This is a genomic window from Bradyrhizobium sp. SPXBL-02, from assembly GCF_051853065.1.
Classification (GTDB): Bacteria; Pseudomonadota; Alphaproteobacteria; order Rhizobiales; family Xanthobacteraceae; genus Bradyrhizobium.
The window spans coordinates 5,374,342-5,393,114 of record NZ_CP182474.1; the positions used below are offsets into that span (position 1 = coordinate 5,374,342).

At 64.5% G+C, this 18,773-nt stretch carries 17 protein-coding genes; 6 read left to right on the plus strand and 11 right to left on the minus strand.

What is annotated here, in order from left to right:
- Window positions 1–20: 20 nt before the first annotated feature.
- The 3 genes from ACNJYD_RS25175 to ACNJYD_RS25185 all read left to right on the plus strand — a co-directional run bounded on the left by ACNJYD_RS25175 (window position 21) and on the right by ACNJYD_RS25185 (window position 4,233).
- Window positions 21–1,064 carry an ABC transporter substrate-binding protein gene (locus tag ACNJYD_RS25175; RefSeq protein ID WP_439363665.1) on the plus strand — a complete coding sequence of 348 codons (1,044 nt, stop codon included), beginning with the start codon at window positions 21–23 and terminating at the stop codon, window positions 1,062–1,064.
- Complete coding sequence (locus ACNJYD_RS25180) at window positions 1,061–3,754, plus strand: ATP-binding protein (protein WP_439363666.1); 2,694 nt, start codon at window positions 1,061–1,063, stop codon at window positions 3,752–3,754. The genes ACNJYD_RS25175 and ACNJYD_RS25180 overlap by 4 nt, the downstream gene beginning before the upstream one ends.
- Before the next feature lie 308 nt (window positions 3,755–4,062).
- Window positions 4,063–4,233: a hypothetical protein gene (locus ACNJYD_RS25185; RefSeq protein WP_212256831.1), complete on the plus strand. Its 171-nt coding sequence runs from the start codon at window positions 4,063–4,065 to the stop codon at window positions 4,231–4,233.
- 192 nt (window positions 4,234–4,425) lie between these two features.
- On the opposite strand, the gene ACNJYD_RS25190 is transcribed toward ACNJYD_RS25185, so the two are convergent.
- Complete coding sequence (locus tag ACNJYD_RS25190) at window positions 4,426–4,902, minus strand: hypothetical protein (protein WP_172784359.1); 477 nt, start codon at window positions 4,900–4,902, stop codon at window positions 4,426–4,428.
- Between the two features lie 355 nt (window positions 4,903–5,257).
- Window positions 5,258–6,181 (minus strand): LysR family transcriptional regulator, encoded by a 924-nt coding sequence (locus ACNJYD_RS25195; protein WP_212256833.1) that lies wholly within the window; start codon window positions 6,179–6,181, stop codon window positions 5,258–5,260.
- Between the two features lie 128 nt (window positions 6,182–6,309).
- Here ACNJYD_RS25195 and ACNJYD_RS25200 point away from each other — a divergent pair, with 128 nt between their 5' ends.
- Window positions 6,310–7,248 (plus strand): ring-cleaving dioxygenase, encoded by a 939-nt coding sequence (locus tag ACNJYD_RS25200; protein ID WP_439363667.1) that lies wholly within the window; start codon window positions 6,310–6,312, stop codon window positions 7,246–7,248.
- Window positions 7,245–7,871: an alpha/beta hydrolase gene (locus ACNJYD_RS25205; protein ID WP_439363668.1), complete on the plus strand. Its 627-nt coding sequence runs from the start codon at window positions 7,245–7,247 to the stop codon at window positions 7,869–7,871. Before ACNJYD_RS25200 ends, ACNJYD_RS25205 begins: the two co-directional genes overlap by 4 nt.
- A gap of 40 nt (window positions 7,872–7,911) precedes the next feature.
- On the opposite strand, the gene ACNJYD_RS25210 is transcribed toward ACNJYD_RS25205, so the two are convergent.
- The 3 genes from ACNJYD_RS25210 to ACNJYD_RS25220 form a co-directional block, all read right to left on the minus strand.
- Entirely contained in the window at window positions 7,912–8,886 is a 975-nt protein-coding gene (locus ACNJYD_RS25210) for a magnesium transporter CorA family protein (RefSeq protein ID WP_172784355.1), read from the minus strand.
- A gap of 300 nt (window positions 8,887–9,186) precedes the next feature.
- Window positions 9,187–10,119, minus strand: a complete 933-nt coding sequence (locus ACNJYD_RS25215; RefSeq protein ID WP_212256847.1) for an ABC transporter substrate-binding protein — start codon at window positions 10,117–10,119, stop codon at window positions 9,187–9,189.
- 289 nt (window positions 10,120–10,408) lie between these two features.
- The gene (locus ACNJYD_RS25220; RefSeq protein WP_433996066.1) at window positions 10,409–10,939 is read right to left on the minus strand and encodes a hypothetical protein; all 531 of its coding nucleotides are present in this window, start codon (window positions 10,937–10,939) and stop codon (window positions 10,409–10,411) included.
- A gap of 288 nt (window positions 10,940–11,227) precedes the next feature.
- Here ACNJYD_RS25220 and ACNJYD_RS25225 point away from each other — a divergent pair, with 288 nt between their 5' ends.
- A complete protein-coding gene (locus ACNJYD_RS25225; protein ID WP_172784347.1) occupies window positions 11,228–11,416 on the plus strand; it encodes a hypothetical protein in 189 nt (62 codons plus the stop codon).
- A gap of 708 nt (window positions 11,417–12,124) precedes the next feature.
- Here the strand turns inward: ACNJYD_RS25225 and ACNJYD_RS25230 are convergent.
- From ACNJYD_RS25230 to ACNJYD_RS25255, 6 genes are all read right to left on the minus strand, one after another.
- On the minus strand, window positions 12,125–12,847 hold the full coding sequence (locus ACNJYD_RS25230) for an NAD(P)H-dependent flavin oxidoreductase (protein ID WP_439367513.1): 723 nt from the start codon (window positions 12,845–12,847) through the stop codon (window positions 12,125–12,127).
- On the minus strand, window positions 12,751–13,125 hold the full coding sequence (locus ACNJYD_RS25235) for an NAD(P)H-dependent flavin oxidoreductase (protein WP_439367514.1): 375 nt from the start codon (window positions 13,123–13,125) through the stop codon (window positions 12,751–12,753). The genes ACNJYD_RS25230 and ACNJYD_RS25235 overlap by 97 nt, the downstream gene beginning before the upstream one ends.
- 189 nt (window positions 13,126–13,314) lie before the next feature.
- Entirely contained in the window at window positions 13,315–14,973 is a 1,659-nt protein-coding gene (locus ACNJYD_RS25240; protein WP_212256849.1) for an amidase family protein, read from the minus strand.
- A gap of 230 nt (window positions 14,974–15,203) precedes the next feature.
- On the minus strand, window positions 15,204–16,700 hold the full coding sequence (locus ACNJYD_RS25245; protein WP_439363669.1) for an ABC transporter substrate-binding protein: 1,497 nt from the start codon (window positions 16,698–16,700) through the stop codon (window positions 15,204–15,206).
- 56 nt (window positions 16,701–16,756) lie between these two features.
- Complete coding sequence (locus ACNJYD_RS25250) at window positions 16,757–17,761, minus strand: ABC transporter ATP-binding protein (RefSeq protein ID WP_172784341.1); 1,005 nt, start codon at window positions 17,759–17,761, stop codon at window positions 16,757–16,759.
- A complete protein-coding gene (locus tag ACNJYD_RS25255; protein WP_212256851.1) occupies window positions 17,758–18,771 on the minus strand; it encodes an ABC transporter ATP-binding protein in 1,014 nt (337 codons plus the stop codon). Before ACNJYD_RS25255 ends, ACNJYD_RS25250 begins: the two co-directional genes overlap by 4 nt.
- Window positions 18,772–18,773 lie beyond the last annotated feature (2 nt).

Below are 18,773 nucleotides of genomic sequence, written 5' to 3' on the forward strand. Positions count from 1 at the left end.
AAAATCTTGCGAAGCATTTCATGATCGAGCGGCGCGCTCCTGCCCACACTGTGCCGGCGGTTGCCCGCCGCGATGTCCTTCGCCTTGCAGGTGCATCGGTCGCGGGCTGGATCGCGCTCGGCGCAACGACCGATCGCATGCGGATCGTCGCCTCGCTCACCGCATTGCCGCTCGACGACGAGCTGACCAGACGCGGCATGATCGACAGCGCGAGCTCTCGCCTGGGCAACCTCGTCGCCGGCTTGCGCCAGCGCGGCTGGGTTGAAGGCGTCAACTTCCGCCTCGAGCTTCGTTCGACCTTCGGCGCACCGGACAGGCTGAAGACGGCCGTCCAGGAATTGCTCGACCTCAGGCCGGACGTGATCCTGACCGGGTCGACGGTCGAGACCGCCGCCGTGCTTGCCGCCACCAAGACCATCCCGGTCGTGTTTGCGACCGCCAACGATCCGGTCGGCAACGGCTTCGTCGAAAGCCTGGCGCATCCCGGCGGCAACGTCACCGGCTTCACCAACAGCACCGCCGAGATGGGCGGCAAATGGCTCCAGCTGATCCGCGAGGCCGTGCCCGACGTCGCGCGCGTCGGCGTCCTGTTCAACCCGGCGACCACGCCGCGCGGCGGGCGCTTCTTTCTCGACTCGATCGAGCAGGAGGCTGCAGTGTCCGGCGTGTCCGCGGTGCCCGCCCCCGTCAACGCGCCGACGGAGATCGATGACGCCATCAGGCGCTTCTCCGAATCGCCAAAGGCGGCGATGCTTGCGCTGGTCGACAGCTTTCTCGTGGTCAACCGGCAGGCGGTCGTCACGGCAGCCGCCAAATACCGCGTGCCCATGATCTATCCGTTCCATTACTTCATGGATGCCGGCGGGCTGATGAGCTACGGACCGACGCTCGAGGTGCGCTCGGCCGATTATGTCGATCTCATCCTGCGCGGCACCAAGGCCGGCGATCTTCCGGTGCAATCGCCGCGCAAATACGAGCTCTTGATCAACCGCACGGTCGCCCGCACGCTCGGCTTGACGATCCCATTCACGCTGCTCGCGCGCGCCGACGAGATCCGCGAGTGAACGAGCCGGTCGACCAGGGACCTTCGCGGACGCCTCCCGGCCGGTTGTTCAGGAAATATCTCTACTCGATCGTCGCCCTCGCCTTTGCCGCGCTCGCCATCAACACCGGCTTCGACGTCTGGTTCTCCTATCGCGAGCAGAAGCAGCTGCTGGCGGCGACCCAGCGCGAGCAGGCCGCCTCCGCAGCCATTCAGATCGGCCAGTTCATCGGCCAGATCGAGAACCAGATCAGGTGGCTTGCGCGCCTGCCGCCGGAGCTCTCGACCAACGAGGACGAGCGGCTGAACGCCATCCGCCTCCTGCGCCTCTCGCCCGCGATCGCCGAGATCGCCCAGCTCGACGCGCAGGGCCGCGAGCAGGTGCGTGTGTCGCGCCGTGTCGCCGACAGGATCGGCAGCAAGATCGATCTCTCCACGACGCCCGCCTTCCGTGGCGCCAATGACACCCGGGCCTATTACGGACCGGTCTACTTCTTCGGCGACACCGAACCGTTCATGACGCTCGCCACGCGCGGCACCGGCCGCGCTCCCGATGTGATCGTCGCCGAGGTCAATCTGCGCTTTATCTGGGACCTGGTCGCCGGGATCAGGGTCGGCAACACCGGCAAGGCCCATGTGGTCGACCGCAAGGGCGTCTTGATCGCGCATCCCGATTTGTGGCGGGCGCTCCAGCGCAGCGATCTCTCCGGCCATGCCGACGTCCGCGCCGCGCTCGACGGCGTCGGGCCGCCTTCGGGCGGCCTCGTCAAGGAGGATCTGTCCGGCCAACGGGTGCTGTCGACCTATGCGACGGTGCCTTCGCTCGGCTGGCTGGTGTTCGTCGAGCTGCCGCTCACCGAAGCCTACGCGCCGATCTACGCCTCGATCGGCCGTTCGACCTTCCTCCTCGTCATCCTGCTGGCCGGTGCGGTGCTGGTCTCGCTGGTTCTCAGCCGGCGCATGACCGTGCCGATCCAGCTGCTGACGCAAGGAGCCAAGCGGATCGGCAGCGGCGATCTCAACTCGCGGCTCGCGATCAAGACCGGCGACGAGCTGGAGGCGCTCGGCGAGCAGTTCAACCGCATGGCGGCGCATTTGCGCGAATCCTACGCCACGCTCGAGCGCAAGGTGATCGAGCGCACCTCCGAGCTGGAAAAGGCGCGCGACCACGCACTCGCCGAGCACGACGCCGCCGAGCGCGCGCGCAGCGCGGCGGTGGCGGCCAACGAGACCAAGTCGCGCTTCCTGGCCGTCGTCAGCCACGAGCTGCGCACGCCGCTCAACGGCGTCATGGGGGTCCTGCAATTGTTGGACGACGGCAGCCTCAGCGAGGCCCAGCGCCGCCACCTCGCCACCGCGGCGGCGTCGGGCGAAACGCTGATCGCGCTGGTCGATGCAGTGCTGGAATATGCGCGCCTCGAAGCGAGCACGGAAATTCTGGAGACGCGCGACTTCCGTCTCGACCAGCTCATCGAAGCCGCTGTCGACCTGATGCGCCCGCAAGCCCTGGACAAGGGCCTGCGCTTCGACCTCGCCTGCGATGCGACGGTCGACGTCGCCGCGCATGGCGATCCCGTCAGGCTCAATCGCATCCTGCTCAACCTGATCGGCAACGCGATCAAGTTCACCCCGAGCGGCGGCATCGGCGTGAGCGCGGCGGCCGAGCGGCGCGACGATCACCTCCTGCTGCGCATCAATGTTCGCGACACCGGCATCGGCATCGCGCCCGAGCTGCACGAGCGGATCTTCGAGGATTTCGTCCAGGCCGACGACAGCATCGCGCGGCGGTTCGGCGGCACCGGCCTTGGCCTTGCGATCGCGCGCCGCCTCACCCGCCTGATGCGCGGCGAGCTCAAGGTCGAGAGCGCGCCCGGCGCGGGCAGCACGTTCACGCTCCAAGTGCCGCTCGGTCTTGCCGGAAACAGCGTGGCGCAAGGCGCGCTTGCGCCGCCGTCGCGGCAGCTCCGCGTGCTCCTGGTCGACGATGACCCCGTCAATTGCGAGGTCGGCGCAGCCATCCTGCACCGGCTCGGCCACCACGCCACGATCGCGAGGAACGGCGCCTCCGCCATCGAGCTCGCCCGCGATCAGGCCTTCGACGTCATCCTGATGGACCTGCACATGCCCGACATGGACGGCGTCGAGGCCGCCTCGCGGATCGGCGAGCTCGGTCTTGCCAAGATGCCGCGCCTCGTCGCCGTGACCGCCGACGTCTCGCGCAGTGCCCGCGATCGGCTCGCGGGCGCTGGCATCGCCAAGGTCGTGAGCAAGCCGATCCTGATCAACGCGCTACGCGAGGCGATCGAGGATGATCAGGCAGTCGAGCCGGCAGCCGCGCAACTCGCGGCCCACGAACTGATTGATCGGGTTTTCCTCGACGACCAGCGGGAGCTGCTGGGCGCGACGCAAATCGACAAGCTCCAGCAGCTTCTCCAGCAGACGGGCGAGCGACTGATCGACGACATCGCCACGGCCGCGGCGGCCGGCGATCACAAGCAGCTCGCGCGATCCGCGCATCAGCTCGGCAGCGCGGCAAGCGCGCTCGGCCTCGTCCGCCTGTTCGAGCGCTGCCGCGAGGTCGAGGAAGCCGCGCCCGCGATGCCGCTGCAGGAATGCGCGAGCGCCGCCCGCGAACTCGCCGCGCTGCGGGAAGCGTCGATGAGCGCGCTTGACGATCTGCTCCGCCCCGCCAAGCAGCGCTTGCTCGGCTAGCGCGAGTCCATAAATCTGCAGAGCGGACGGCTTGCCTGAGCCCGCTATCCCTCGACAGCAGCCAAATTCGCCATGGCGTCTGACCTACGTCAGTATGGTCACGTCATACCCCCGCACAATGGCGATGATCAGGTGCTCTTGCTATCTACCAACGCAGAATGAGACGCAACGGAACCGGCCCCGCGAGCCGGCAGTTGCAGGACAAGTCCGGTGGCGTAGCGCCCACCGGCCTTTCTCCTGATCGAGCGGCAGCATGCTGCTTCGAGACCCTGGCGTCGACCGTCACATTTGGCTGCTGAGAGTACGCCATGAGAAACATCGCCAATCTCCTCACGCGGTTTTGGCAAGGGAGCCAGCCTGCATCCGATGCTCAGGTTGCGGCCGAAGCCGAACACCGAGATCAATCCAGCATGGCTGATTTTGTCCGCATCCTGCAGGCCTACGATCAAGACCCGTGGGGCGACCGCGCCCGCCCGTGACACCGTCGCCGCAGCAGATCAGCGCTGAGGCCGGGCTGCGGACTGTCTCCAGTCAGCTGGTCAACAGGATCAATCTTCCGACTCCAATCGGTCTTGAGCGGGTCGCCCGGCCAGCAACGTGCCGCCGGCCGGGCCAACACCCACACGAGGGATCAACTTCCTCCGTGCCGGAAACCTGTGACCATTGCGCTGTCATGAGCCCGACGTTTTAACGACGAGCTTTATATTTAGCAGGTTGACGCCTTTGAACGGGTTCGGCGCGCTTTCGATTGTTCCCGTACCCGTGGCGTTCGCATAAGCACCTGTGCCCGATAGGATCGTGTATTCGCCCGTTGATTTTCCATCTTTGGCCGAACCAGTGTAGCGCGCCGTGATCGAGCCCTCCTCGAACGTGTAAGTGCTATAGCCGAAGAAGGGACCCGACCCTTTAAGCAGGTCCGAAGTATTCACGAACTCTTTCACTCCGATGCGGCCATCGCTGAAGACGGCAACCCCAAAGAACTTACCAGACACAACCGTCTGTCCTTCGACGTTTGCGGCCTCGATGACCTTGAGGTCGATCGGCTTCGTGATCAGCTTGAACTCAAGCACCCGCTCGCCGGCTAAGGCGGGTGACGCCGCGACCGCCAATGCCAGTCCGGAAAGGAGAAAGGTGAGAGACTTCCGCATAGGCTCCTCCTGCGCTTGTTGAAATCAAGTCGAGAAGTGCCGGCGAGCTACACATCGTGCCGCCGCTTTTCGCTGCGGCATGGAAGAGAGCCCTCGGCGACGCCCCGGCAGCGGCTGAAGCTCTCTGGTCCTAAGGCGCGAAGCCGGGACGCAAGTATGAGTCCGAGCGAGCGGAAGAAAGTTCAGGTTTCCGCTGCGGTATAATAGTGTCCAGCCAACTATGCGGGACTCTCAGTTGAGTCGACACGGGCGATCTGATCGAGCTGATCAAAACCTGCTTCGAAGGCGCTCTTCGGCATCTGGCCCAAGCTCGACCTGTCTCGCGCTTTGCGGCAAGACCACTGACCTCTTCCCTCTAGCGGGTCGTCGCCCTACGCCCGGCGGCTTCGTCCTCCTCCCGCCCAAACCGTTCCACCAGGAAATCGATGAGCAGCCGCACCTTCACTGACAGGTGCCGGGTTGGTGGATAGACCGCATAGAGCGCTAGCGGCGGCGCGGAATAGCTGTCCAGCACCGTCCGCAGCTCGCCCTTCCGCAACGCATCGGCGGCGATGAACTCCGGCAGCAGTGCCAGGCCCCTTCCCTTGATTGCGACGTCGCGCAGCACCTCGGCGTTGTTGACGCAGAGCGACCAGGCCGGCTGGATCCAGTGGTCGCCGTCGCTGCCTGTGAGCTTCCACTGATTGCCTGTGAGCAGGAAGCCGTAGGTCAGCGAAGCATGCTCGCGCAGATCCTGCGGATGTTTTGGCGTGCCGTGGCGCGCCAGGTAATCCGGCGAGGCGCAGATCATGCGCGCCACCGGCATGATCTTGCGCGCGATCAGGCTGGACGATTCCAGCTCCGCGATCCGCAACGTCACGTCAAAGCCGTCCTGCACGGGATCGAGCAGATCGTCGCTGAGCACGATCTGGAGCTGAAGCTCCGGGTAAAGCGCCATGAAATCGGCGAGCACCGGCCCGAGCCGCATCGTGCCGAACGACATCGGCGCGTTGACGCGGAGCAGCCCCCGCGGCGCCGATTGCGCCTGCGTCACCGCCTGGTCCGCCGCCTCGATCTCCGAGAGGATCACGACCGCCCGCTCGAAATAGCGCTGGCCGTTCTCGGTCGGGCTCGCGTGCCTTGTGGTGCGGTTCAAGAGCTGGACGCCGAGGCTCTCCTCGAGGTCGGCGATGTACTTGCTGATCGCCGAGCGCGACAGCCGCAGCTGCCGGCCGGCCTCGGCAAAGCTGCCACTTTCCACCACCTTTACGAAGGCCCGGAGGCTGCCGAGCTTATCCAAGGGGTCGCCCCGCTGATTGTTTCCAAATCGTAGACATAGCCGTCATATTTGCATGGATTGTCTCCAATCCAAAGCGGAACGATATTTCCGGCCAGAGCAAGACCGCTCCCCGAATCTGGAGGACGACAATGTCTGGACTTCACCATGTCACCGCGATTGCCGGCGATCCCATCCGCAATTTCGGCTTCTACACCCGCGATCTCGGCCTGCGCTTCGTCAAGAAGACGGTCAATTTCGACGATCCCGGCACCTACCACTTCTATTACGGCGACGAGACCGGCCGCCCCGGCACCATCCTGACCTTCTTTCCGTGGGCCGGCGTCTCGGCCGGACGCCGCGGCGTCGGAGAGACCCACCAGACCGCCTTTCGCGTGCCGCAGCGCTCGCTCGGCTATTGGACGCAGCGCTTCACCGAGAAGGGCATCGCCTACGAGGCGCTGGAGAAGCGTTTTGGCGAGTCCGTGCTGCCGTTCACCGATCCCGATGGCATGGCGCTCGCGCTGGTCGGCATTCCCGGTGCCGAGAACGAGCCGGGCTGGAGCAATGGCGACGTGCCGGCCGAGCATGCAATCCGCGGCTTCCATGGCGTGACCCTGCTGCTCGACAGCGCGGCGAAGACGGCGGCCGTCCTCACCGACGTGTTCGGCTTCAAGGAGACCGGGCGCGAGGGCTCAGTGATCCGCTTCAAGGCGCCGGGCGATGCCGAAGGCAGCGTGGTCGACATCTACGAAGCCAAGGGCTTCCTGCGCGGGCACCAGGGCGGCGGCTCGGTGCATCACATCGCCTTCCGCGCGGCCGATGACGCCGAGCAGGGCCAGATGGCGCAAAAGCTCGTGAGCAATCACGGCCTGCACCCGACCGAGCAGCGCGACCGCAACTACTTCCGCTCGATCTATTTCCGCGAGCCCGGCGGCGTGCTGTTCGAGATCGCGACCGACATCCCCGGCTTCGCCGTCGACGAGCCGGTCGCGACGCTGGGACGTGACCTGAAGCTGCCGAGCTTCCTCGAGCAGCACCGCAAGCAGATCGAGGGCGTGCTGCCTAGCCTGGAAGAGACCGTGTCATGACCGAGACTGCATTCATCCATCGTTTCGAGCCCGCAGGCGACGCGGGCTCCCCTCCGCTGCTGCTGTTGCACGGCACCGGCGGCGACGAGAACGACCTGCTCGGCCTCGGCAAGATGATCTCGCCCGGCTCGGCCCTGCTCTCGCCACGCGGCCGCGTGCTCGAGCACGGCATGCCGCGGTTCTTCCGCCGTCTCGCCGAAGGCGTGTTCGACGAGGAGGACGTACGCCGTCGCGCGAACGAGCTCGGCGAGTTCGTCGCGGAGGCACGGCAACGCTACGGCATCGCCGCGCCGATCGCGGTCGGGTTCTCCAACGGCGCTAACATCGCGGCGGCGCTGTTGCTGCTGCAGCCGGACGCGCTTGCAGGCGCGATCCTGCTGCGCGCGATGGTGCCGTTGTCCGATCCGCCCAAGGCTGACATTGGCAACAAGCCGATACTGCTGCTCTCGGGGCAGGCTGATCCAATCGTGCCGGCGAGCAATTCGGCACGGCTCGCCGCGCTGCTGTCGCAGGCAGGTGCGAGCGTCACCCACAAGGTGCTGCCGGCGGGCCATCAATTGTCGCAAGCCGACGTGACGCTGGCCCGCGACTGGATCAGCAAGGCCGACGCGAAGGCCGCATGATCAAGCAGCGGCGCATCGTTCGAACGATGCGCCGCTGCCATCACTCGAACCAGCCGCGCCGCTTGAACCAGATCAGCGGCAGCACGCCACTGGCGATGACCGCGAGCCAGGCCAGCGGATAGCCGAAGCTCCAGTCCAGCTCGGGCATGTGCTTGAAGTTCATGCCCCAGATGCCGACCATGATCGTCGGGGGCACGCCGACGACCGACACGATCGTCAGGATCTTGAACAGCTCGTTCTGCTGGATGTTGATGAAGCCGAGCACGGCGTCGAGCAGCAGCTGGATCTTGTCCGATAGTCGCGTCTCGTAGTCGCTGAGCGAGACGACGTCCTTGGACACGGCCTCGAGGCGTTTCTTCGACGACGCCGTGATCCACTCGCTGCCGACGTCGCCGGCAAACGCGGCGATGCGGCCCACCCCGAGCAGGACATCGCGCGCCTTGGCGAGGCGCTCGGCCAGCTCGCCGACATTCTCCAGGGCCTCGCGCATCCTGCGACTGGAGCGCACCGGGCGCTGGGTGCGCACCAGCCCGCCCTTGAAGACCCCGCGCGAAAGCTGATCGACCTTGGCGCCGAGATGCTCCAGGACATCGGCACCGCGATCGATCATGGCCTCGAGCAGGCTGACGAACACGCACATGCCGTTCTCCAGGCTGTCATCGGAGCCGACGCGCTTGCCGATGTCGTCGAAGATCGGCAGCTCGGCAAAGCGCACCGTCACCAGCACGTGCGGACCGATGACGAAGCCGACCGGCGTGATCTCGGCCTCGTTGGCCTCCGTGACCCGCACCGCCGGCGAGCTGAGATAGAGCGTGCCGCGATCGAAGATCAGGCGGCTCGACGCCTCGATCTCGCTGAGCGAGTCTTCCGAGGGAATGCGGATGCCGAGCAGCCGCTCGACGAACTGCTTTTCCTCGTCGGTGCCGTTCAGGAGATCGGCCCAGATGATCTCAGAGGGCATTTCCGCGCCGATGCCGTGCCAGTCGTCGGACGGCCACCTGTAAAGCCTGAGCAAGAACCGAACTCCGTGGCCGCATCGTCATGCCGGATGGTGCATGTCCCTCATCCGCTAACGCATGAGAGTTCCAAACGTTCAAGACCTCTACGTGACAGCAATATTCACGCCGCTCACCGATGCTTCCAGGGGACATCGGAGATACCGACCGGAACACGGCCGAGCGATGCACGTTGAACGAACGCGCGGGTGATTCATGGATACGCGTAGTGCATGCCTCGGTGAGCGGACCTCCTGGCGAGGTGCCACCACTTCGCCGATGGGCCAACAGCGGACTCATGCGCTGCAGCAATTGCGACCCTATTCGATCACCTCATCAGCGCGGGCAAGCAGCCCCGGCGGCACGGAGAGGCCGATCGCTTTCGCGGTCCTTAGGTTGATCATCAGTTCGAACTTTGTGGGCTGCTCCACCGGGAGGTCGGCGGGGCGTGCGCCTTTGAGAATGCGGTCCACATAGACCGCAGCACGCCCGATGAAATCGGACATGTTCACCCCATAGCTCATCAGGGTGCCGGCCTCAGTGAACTCCCGGAGGAAGGTTATGACCGGCAATCGCGCCGCTATCGCAAGTTCGGCGAGTTTGGCGCGATGGGGCGTGAAAGGAGATGTCATAATTGCAAGGCCATCCATGCGGGCCCGCGCCATCTCGGCAAACGCATGATCAAACTCTTCAGGACCTCGCGCTTCGAACAATTGAAGGCGAATGTTCAACGAGTGCGCGGCGATCTGAAGCTCCTCCATCTGTAATGCAAGACCCACGTCGGCCGGGTTGCCAAGGACCGCAACTGCGGTGATGTGAGGGGCGGCCTGCTTCAGAATTTCCAGAAGTTTGCCGATAATTTCCATGCCTACCGAGGCGGTCGTCCCGGTGACGTTTCCACCGGGCTCGCTAAGGCTGGAAATGAGTCCCAGCTTCACGGGATCGGTCGGGAAAGTCATGACGATCGGAATACGGCTGGTCGCGTTTTTTGCCGCCAAGACCGCTGAGGTGGCCGGTGCAACGATCAGGTCTACGTTGAGCGCCACCAGCTCCCTTGCAAGCTCGGGCAACCAGTCGATGTTTCCCTCAGCCCATCGATATTCAATGATGAAGTTCTCGCCTTCAACCCAACCCAGTTCGCGCAGCCTCCGCAAGAACGCCTGGAGCGGACGCTGGACTGATTCCCGGGTGGGGGCGCTTAGATAGCCGATGCGCAAGACCTTCTTCTGTTGCGCAAGGCCGGTCGCCGGCAAGGCCACCGCGGCTCCCAACACCAGGATGAACTCCCGCCGCCTCATTGAGCCCCCGCTAGGAACCACATCATCGGCGCCTGCAGCCTACCACCTTGTGGCAAGACGGCGAGCAAGAATGGGCAAACAACCGGCTCTAGATCCTGCTAGCGAATGTCCGCATTGTTCACAAGCGGGTATCGCCGCGCTCCCCGACCTTGGTCGGGTTTCGGCCGAACAGCCGACATTCCGATTCTTGAGATAGAAGTCAGCTAGCGGCCAACAGCGGAAGTGCTGGTGGAATGACCCGCCGTCAGCGCGACCTCTCAATGTCGGCTTCAGTCTCGATACTACTTCCACATGCGACGCAAAGAAAGACGTGACGCATTGTCGGACCATCTTTCACCAATTGGGAGCGGGACCACTTCATGATAGTCCCGCACCCAGAGCACATTGGAGGTCTCATTCCGCTGGAATAGGCATCCGAACTTGCGATATCTTCTAGACCTTGTGCGACCGAGCTATAGCTCTTGGCGATATGTTGTAATGTTTCGCGCCTAGACTCATTGCCGACTTGATCGGCCATCTGTAAAGCTTCGGCGGCCTTGTCCCGCAAGCGCTTGGCGTTTTCCAAACCAGTACGCGCCTTCTGACGGAGTTTGCCGGGCGAGGTCAACCACTCGCTCATATGCGAACCGGTTTCGGCCTGGCGGGCCTTCCGCGGAAGTTGCTCGCGCTCGGGGCCGCGCGGCAGAGACTTCGCCTCGTCACGCAGCCGATTGGCTTCCTGACGAAGCCGTTCTTCGAGAGAATGGCTCTGCTTGAAGCGACGGCGCTCTATCATGGCGCTGCTCCATTGGTAAGTTAAGCGGAGCGCAACTGGCGTTCACACACACCGATAGTGGTCTCGGACCACTCAGTGATGGAACAAAGTGGAGCTAGGAAGAAGACAAGGCAAACGGTTTATTTCGTTCCGCACACGGAACTATCCAGGAACTACTCAAAAGCAGCCGAATTGGCCAATACCCACATTCGCTTTAGGAACGGCCAACCCGGCGGCTCATTGAAGATTGAGGGACGTCAGTGCCGCGACACGCTGGCGCAAGCACGTTAGTGCCGCAAGGCTACAGCCATGCACGACATGCAAACCCACCTAGAAAAACTCCTCACCGAAGCGGAGGAGTGCGCGCTTATCAGCAGACGCCACGCAGCCGACCAGTCGAAGAAGGAGTTGTTTGCTGATCTCTCCTCGAACCTATTGGGGCTCGCCACCAAGTTGGAACGCGCCATCCAAGAGCGTCAGGACTGGTCTAACAGGTAGGTGCATCGGCGAGCCTTGCCTGCGTCTCGCACCTGGCGCTCAGAGAGTAGGTCTAATCGCGACAGGCGATCGGTAGTCAATGATCAGGTTCTTCCCTTCAATCCGGCCATGATCGCGCAAGCTTCCCTGCCACACGTTTGAACAGCGGCAACTACATGGTCGCACCATCAAGATAGCCAATCCGGCGAGCGGCCCCTCTGCCCACCAACGCGCGGCGAGACAAGCAGTGCCGCACTAGTTGCCGGAGTTCCTAACTGGCTGCTCTGCTACGTCTCGCAGGGTGCGGACCTGCTCCGCCCGGCGCGCGAGCTCCTCATAGGTCTTAGCGACGTTACGCAAGCTTTTCCTTGTCTCAGGATGCTCGCAGTTGTCCGCCTTCGCCCGAAACTCCTCCGCTCGCATCTCCCAGTAGTGAGGCGAGTGCATACGCTCGATACCCATGACGCCAAATTTCCTGAATTGGTCGTTCATGCTGATTAATGTACGTTCAGTCCAAGTGTTCCGCTCCTACCCAGGGAACGGTTAGGTCGCTTCCTCAGCCTAGTGAGCAAAAGCGATAAGGATCACGCCGGAGAGCCGGCCTGGGTCAGCTTCGGGTCACAAGCGGCGGTCGGGCAAGCTCTAGCCCGCGTCCGCTCTGGCTCCCTTAGCCGACATAGCAAATGCCTCAGCCCGGTTCGGCTAAGGGCTAGGAGCGGACATGGCAATTCACTGAGGCTTTACGGGCGTTGCTAGCCGACCTAAGACAGCCTGAGCTTCGTCAAAAATCTCCTGCACGATCTCCGCTGCAGGCTGTGTCTTATGGACGAGCGCAACGCTCTGCCCGGCCCAGAGCGACAGTGCATCGATGTCACCCTCGGCATCGGCTGCTGGTGTATAGGATCGATAACGGACGATTGGGCCACGAGATTTCGAGGTGGCGACGACCTCGCCCTCACCCGGCCGCTTTCCCGAAACTGGACGCCCGGCGGCTTCCCAAGCCGCAACAGTGCTGTTGCGCAATACACGGTGAGGAGCCTTTGGCCATCCGATGTCAAATAGCTCTTCGAGATAAACGGTATCGTCTTCTGTTGCTCGAAATATTCGCTCGCGATAGTGGGGATGAATTTCCACTTCAGTGCTCGCGAGGAAACGGGTCCCGATCCAGACCCCCGAAGCGCCGAGCGCCAAGGCAGCGGCAAGTCCACGACCATCCGCAATGCCTCCCGCCGCTATGACTGGGACACGGCCAACAGCATCGACCACTGCGGGTACAAGTGCCATCGTCGCGACCTTCCCACGCACATGGCCACCTGCCTCCCATCCTTGTGCAACGACGATGTCAACCCCGCATTCTACTGCTCGCGCGCGTCCTCGGCGGTGCCAACCGTATGAAGTACGACAGCGCCGCCCGCCTTCGCACGGGCCACAAGCGCCGAGGGTTCGCGCCAGAAGAAGGAGATAATCGGCACGCGCTCCTGCAGGCAAGCGTCAAGGCGCTCTTCTTGCGCGAACTCTAGGTTTAAATTGACGGCGAATGGCTTGCTTGTAAGGGCTTGAGTTTCGCGAATTTGCCGACGCAACGTTTGTATGTCCGCTCCCCATAAAGCCAAGGTGCCCAGCCCACCGGCATTGCTCACTGCTGCAGCAAGAGCGGGACCGACCGCTCCGCCCATTGGGGCTTGAATGATGGGAAGTTCGATCCCAAGACGCGTGCACGCTGCCGTCATCACGAGTGTGGTCCTCCAGTTTCAGAGCACAGCAAATCAAAGCATGAAGGGCCGCCCGCCGACTAGGGCTGGCTTCCGCTTCAGGTCACAAAGCGCCCTCCTCAGGGCAGGACGGCGCGTCCGCTGCATCTGCGAGAACAGACAGCGGATTTGTCAGCACATGCCAGAGCGGCGCACCCACAGTGCACTCTAAAGCGCCGGCAGGCCGGGCGGCGGCTTGCGCTTGGCGGAGGCCTGTTCAAAGGCGTAGGCCAAGCGCAGCAGCTTGTGCTCGCTCCAGGCGCGGCCTGCGAAGGTGACGCCGAACGGATAGTCGGGCGTATCCTTGCCGTCATCTGTCCCCGAAACGAACCCGCCCGGCACCATGACGCTGGGATAACCCGCCTTGGCGGCAATTGCGGCGCCGTATGCGCCGGGGAACAGGACGGCGTCGAGCTTGTGTCGGCCCATATAGGCATCCATGCCGCGCGTCTTGGCCGAGAGCAGGTCCATGGCGCGTGCGGATTTGTACTCGCGCTCGCTGAGATCGCCCCTGGTCATCTCCGCGGCGAGAAAGTGGTCCTGGCCGAAACGCAGCGCCCTGTGCGCGTTCGCCTCGTTGAAGGCGACGATGTCGGTCATGGTCTTGATGCCGGTGTTGGTCGCCCACTCCTTCAGATACAGATTGAGGTCGTGCTTCATTTCGTAGAGGAAGACGACCGGCGGTCGGGCGATCGTGCCTTTGTGGGCGCTCAGCGGATTGCGGTTGAGCACGGCCATGGTCGTGCCCGGCCCGCCGATCCAGCCGGGCGTCGGCATGCTGGCACGCACGATGACGGCGCCGAGATCCTCCAGCACCTGGGTCGCTTCGGCCATCAGCTTGACCCTGTTGGGCAGCAGCTTGCCGTAAAAGCAATCATTCAACGGGTCGGCAGGGTCGCTCGGCACGCCGATGCGCGCACCTTTCATGGCGTCGGCGGCAAGGCCGTCGGTGAAATCGTCCGGCCGCCGCTGCTTTTGCGTTGCCGGGTCGAGCGGATCCTTGGCCGCCAGCACGTTCAGCAGCAGCGCCGCGTCGCGCACGGTCCGCGTCATCGGCCCGGCGGTATCCTGGCTGTGCGCGATCGGCACGATGCCGGCACGGCTGATCAGGCCGACCGTCGGCTTCACGGTGAAGAGGCCATTCTGGCCGGCGGGAAACAGCAGCGAGCCCGAGGTTTCCGTGCCGATCGAGGCCGCGCACAGACCTGCCGCCACCGCGACCGCCGAACCCGCGCTCGAGCCTCCTGGGCTGAGGATCGGGATGCCATGCTCGTCCATCTGGTCCGGCGCATAGGGGTTCTTCACCTGACCGCCCAGCGACGAATAGCCGGCGGGCATGTCGACCGCGAGCATGTTGGAAAATTCGGTCAGGTTCGCCTTGCCGAGGATCACCGCACCGGCCTCGCGCAGCAGCTTGACGAGCGTCGCATCGTCCCGCGCACGCGCGCCTTCCAGCGCCAGCGAGCCCGCCGTGGTCGGCTGCGCGTCGCCGGTCGCGATGTTGTCCTTCACCAGGATCGGGATGCCGGCCAGCGGCCGCTTGGCCGACGGCTTGACGCCGTCAAGTCTGCCTGCGATCGCGAGCGCGTCGGGATTGAGCGCGCGTACCGCGTTGAGCTTGGGCCCGCCGCGGTCGTAGGCTTGGATGCGCGCGAGATAAGCTTTGAGCAGCGCCGTGGCAGTGACATGCCCATCAGCCAAGGCATGAGCGATATCGCTCATCGACGCATGATCGAGCCTTGCATGATCAAGCTTTGGGGAGATCGGCGCCTCGGCGCGGACGGCCGCCGCGGCAATGCCGGCATCGCGGCGGGATGGCTTCTTCACGGCTGTCTCGCCTTGCGGCGCGTCCCTGACCACGAGACCGCGACGATGCCATCATGCCAGTGTTTTGCCCGACGGGTCAACGACCGGCGCATCACCTCGATCACGCGCGGCGCAACCGCGCAAGCCATTGAAATGCCTGACCCCGGCTACTGTGCATGGGGTTGTTTTTCAGGTTTTGGTTTGGCGCTGTCCTCTCCAACGCGTGGAGAGGACACGGCAACGGACACTGCCTACTCCCAATACCACGTGGAGAAGTCGTTCTCGAATTGCGGCACGTCCTTCCAGACGCCCTTCAGCTTCTTGGCTGTGATGGTGATGAGCTGCGGCTGATACAGGTAGGCGGAGACCGCGTCGGTGGCGAGCATGCGCTGGGCGTCACCGAGCAGCTTTGCGCGGGCGGCTTCGTCCGGCGTCGAGACGATCTGCTTGTAGAGCGTGTTGAAGGCCTCGTTGTTGTAACCGAGGTAGTAGTCCGACTCGGTGATCTTGACGAGGTCGAACGGCTCGACATGGCTGACGATGGTCAGATCGAAATTGTGCGGGCCATTGCCGGCGAACACCTGCGACAGCCATTGCGCCCACTCGACGTTCTCGATCTTGGCGACGATGCCGACCTTGGCGAGCTGGGCTGCGGCGATCTCCCCGCCCTGCCGCGCATAGGACGGCGGCGGCAGCTTGAGCGACAATTCGAGGGGCGTGGTGACGCCGGCTTCAGCGAGCAGCTTCTTGGCTTTCTCCGGATCGTACGGGTTGATACCGGTGGTGTCGACATAGCCGAGCGCGCCCGGCACGTAGAAGCTGCCGATCGGCGTGCCGAAGCCGTCGACGGCGCCGTCGATCATGGCCTTGCGGTCGATCGCGGCAAGGATGGCGCGGCGGACGCGGACGTCGTCGAGCGGCTTCTTGCGGTGGTTGATCGCAACGATGGTCTTGGCCCGGGAGCCGCCGACCTGGACGTTGAAGCGCGGATCGGCCTTGAACTGTGCCAAGGCGCGCGCCGCGGCGACGCGCGGGAATGCATCGACGTCGCCCGACAGCAGCGCCGCCACCTGCGCCGCCGGATCTGAGATGAAGCGGATCGTCACCTTGGACAGCTTGATCGCGGAGGCGTTGCGGTAGTCGGCCCATTTGTTCAGCGTGATCGAAGAGCCCTTGGCCCAGCCGCCAAGCTGGTACGGTCCGGTGCCGACCGGCTGCGTGACATTGGTACCCGCGCTCTTCGGCTCGACGATCGAGCCGCCCGCCTGGCCGAGCAGGAACGGCAGGTTCGGCTCGGAATATTTCACGGTGATCACGACGGTGTCGGCGTCGGGCGTCTCGACCTTCTCGAAGGCCTGGTACAGGCTCTTGTCCTTGTTGGTGCTGGTCGGCGCCGCGTTGCGCTCGAACGAAAACTTCACCGCCGCGGAATCGAACGCTTCGCCATTGTGGAATTTGACGCCCTTGCGCAGCTTGAACGTATAGGTCTTCAGATCGGGCGAAGCGGTCCAGCTCTCGGCCAGCAGCGGCGAGACCGAGCCGTCCTCGTTGATCTTGGTCAGGGTCTCGTAGATGTTGTAGAGCGTGACCTCGGCGATCGCGGCCGCGGCGGCGTTGGTGGGGTCGAGCCCCGGCGGCTCCAGCGCCATCGCCATGACGACGCTGTCCTTCTTGCCCTGCGCCAGCACCGGCAAAGGCGCCGCGACGAGCGCAGCGGCAAAGGCGACGATCGATAGTTTCCTGAACATGCGCAAACTCCCCGGCCAATCCTGTTTCCAGCTTAACGCCAATCCTGCCCCGGACACTAACCTTCCATGGCCGCCTGCGGCAACGCCATCACGGCCTCGGCCTTGTGGCAGGCGGCAAGGTGTCCCTCGCCCACCTTGCGTAACGCAGGCGGAACCTCGCGGCAATGCTGGTCGGCAAGGGCGCAGCGCGCGGCATAGGGGCATCCGGCCGTCGCGGCCGATTGCGAGGCGATCGCCTGGGCCCCGCGCCGGCGCCGGCCACCCCCGGCACGCGCCCGCGGCACCGCATCCAGCAGCGCCCGCGTATAGGGATGGGCACCGCGCTCGAACAGATCCTCTGGCCGGCCCTGCTCGACGATGCGGCCGAGATACATCACCGCGACCTCGTCGCAGAGATAGTCGACCACGGCGAGGTCGTGGCTGATCAGGATGTAGCTCAGGCCGAACTGCTCCTGGAGGTCCTGCATCAGGTTCAGCACCTGGGCCTGCACGGAGACGTCGAGCGCGGAGACCGGCTCGTCGGCGACGATCAGCTTCGGCTGGGTGATCAGCGCACGCGCAATGGCGATGCGCTGGCGCTGGCCGCCGGAGAATTCGTGCGGATATTTTTCCATGTCCGCATCGCGCAAGCCGACCTGGCGCAACACCGCTGCGACGCGGTCGCGGAACGTGGTGCGGACGGCACCTTCCAGCACGGTCAGCGGCTCGGCGACGATCCGCGCGATGGTCTGGCGCGGATCGAGCGAGCCATAGGGGTCCTGGAACACCATCTGGAAATCGCGCCGGGCGCGGCGCAGCTCGTCGGCCGGCAGGCGATTGAGATCCCGCCCGAGCAGCGCGACCTGCCCTGACGTGGGCCGCTCCAGCGCCATCACGACGCGCGCGAAGGTGGATTTGCCGGAGCCGGACTCGCCAACGATGCCGAGGCTCTTGCCGGCCTGGACCTGCACGCTGACACCGTTGAGCGCGCGCACCTGCCCCGGCGGTCGGAACAGGCTCTCGCGCGGCAGCGTGTAGCGCTGTTCGAGATCCCGGACGTCGAGAAGCGGCGCGGTGCTCATGCGGTCAGCGCTCCGACGCGTTCGGCCATCGACACGTCAGTTCGGATGCAGCGCGCAAAATGGCCGGGGCCGACACCCACCATCGGCGGCAGCGCGGCGCGGCACTGGTCGATCACGAGCGGACAGCGGTCGGAGAAGGTGCAGCCGGACGGCAGATCGGCGAGTTCCGGCACCGTGCCCGAGATCGTCTTCAGCCGCGTCCCCTTGCGCGCGCCGAGCTTGGGCCGGGCACGGAACAGGCCCTGCGTGTAGGGATGGCCCATGCGACGGAAGACTTCGTTGGTCGGCCCGCTCTCGACGACGGTGCCGCCATACATCACCATCATGCGCTGGACGTTCTCGGCGATGACGCCGAGATCGTGCGAGATCAGGATCATCGACATGCCGCGCTCCTCGACGAGGTCGTCGATGAGATCCAGGATCTGACCCTGGATGGTGACGTCGAGCGCGGTGGTCGGCTCGTCCGCGATCAACAGGTCCGGCTCGCAGGCAAGCGCCATCGCGATGGTGATGCGCTGACGCTGGCCGCCGGAGAACTGGTGCGGATAGGCATCGACACGACGTGCGGGGTCAGGCAGCCCGACGCGGTCGAGCAAGGCGATCGCCTCTTTGCGCGCCTGCGCCGCCGAATATCTTTTATGACGCCGCAGCGGCTCGGCGACCTGGTTGCCGATCGTGTGCATCGGGTTGAGCGCAGTCATAGGCTCCTGGAAGATCATGCTGATGCGGTTGCCGCGCAAGCGGCAGTAATCGGCATCCGCAAGTCCGACGAGCTCGTCTCCGTCCAGCTTGATGCTGCCGGTAACGACGGCACTGTCCGGCAGCAGCCCCATCAACGACAACGCCGTGACCGACTTGCCGCAGCCGGACTCGCCGACGAGCCCAAGCGTCTCGCCGCGCTTCAGCGCAAAGCTGACACCGCGCACGGCTTGCGCCGGCCCACGGCTGGTGTTGAGGCGAACGCCGAGATTGTCGACTTCGATCAGCGGCATGTTGGCGCGCTCGGCCATCG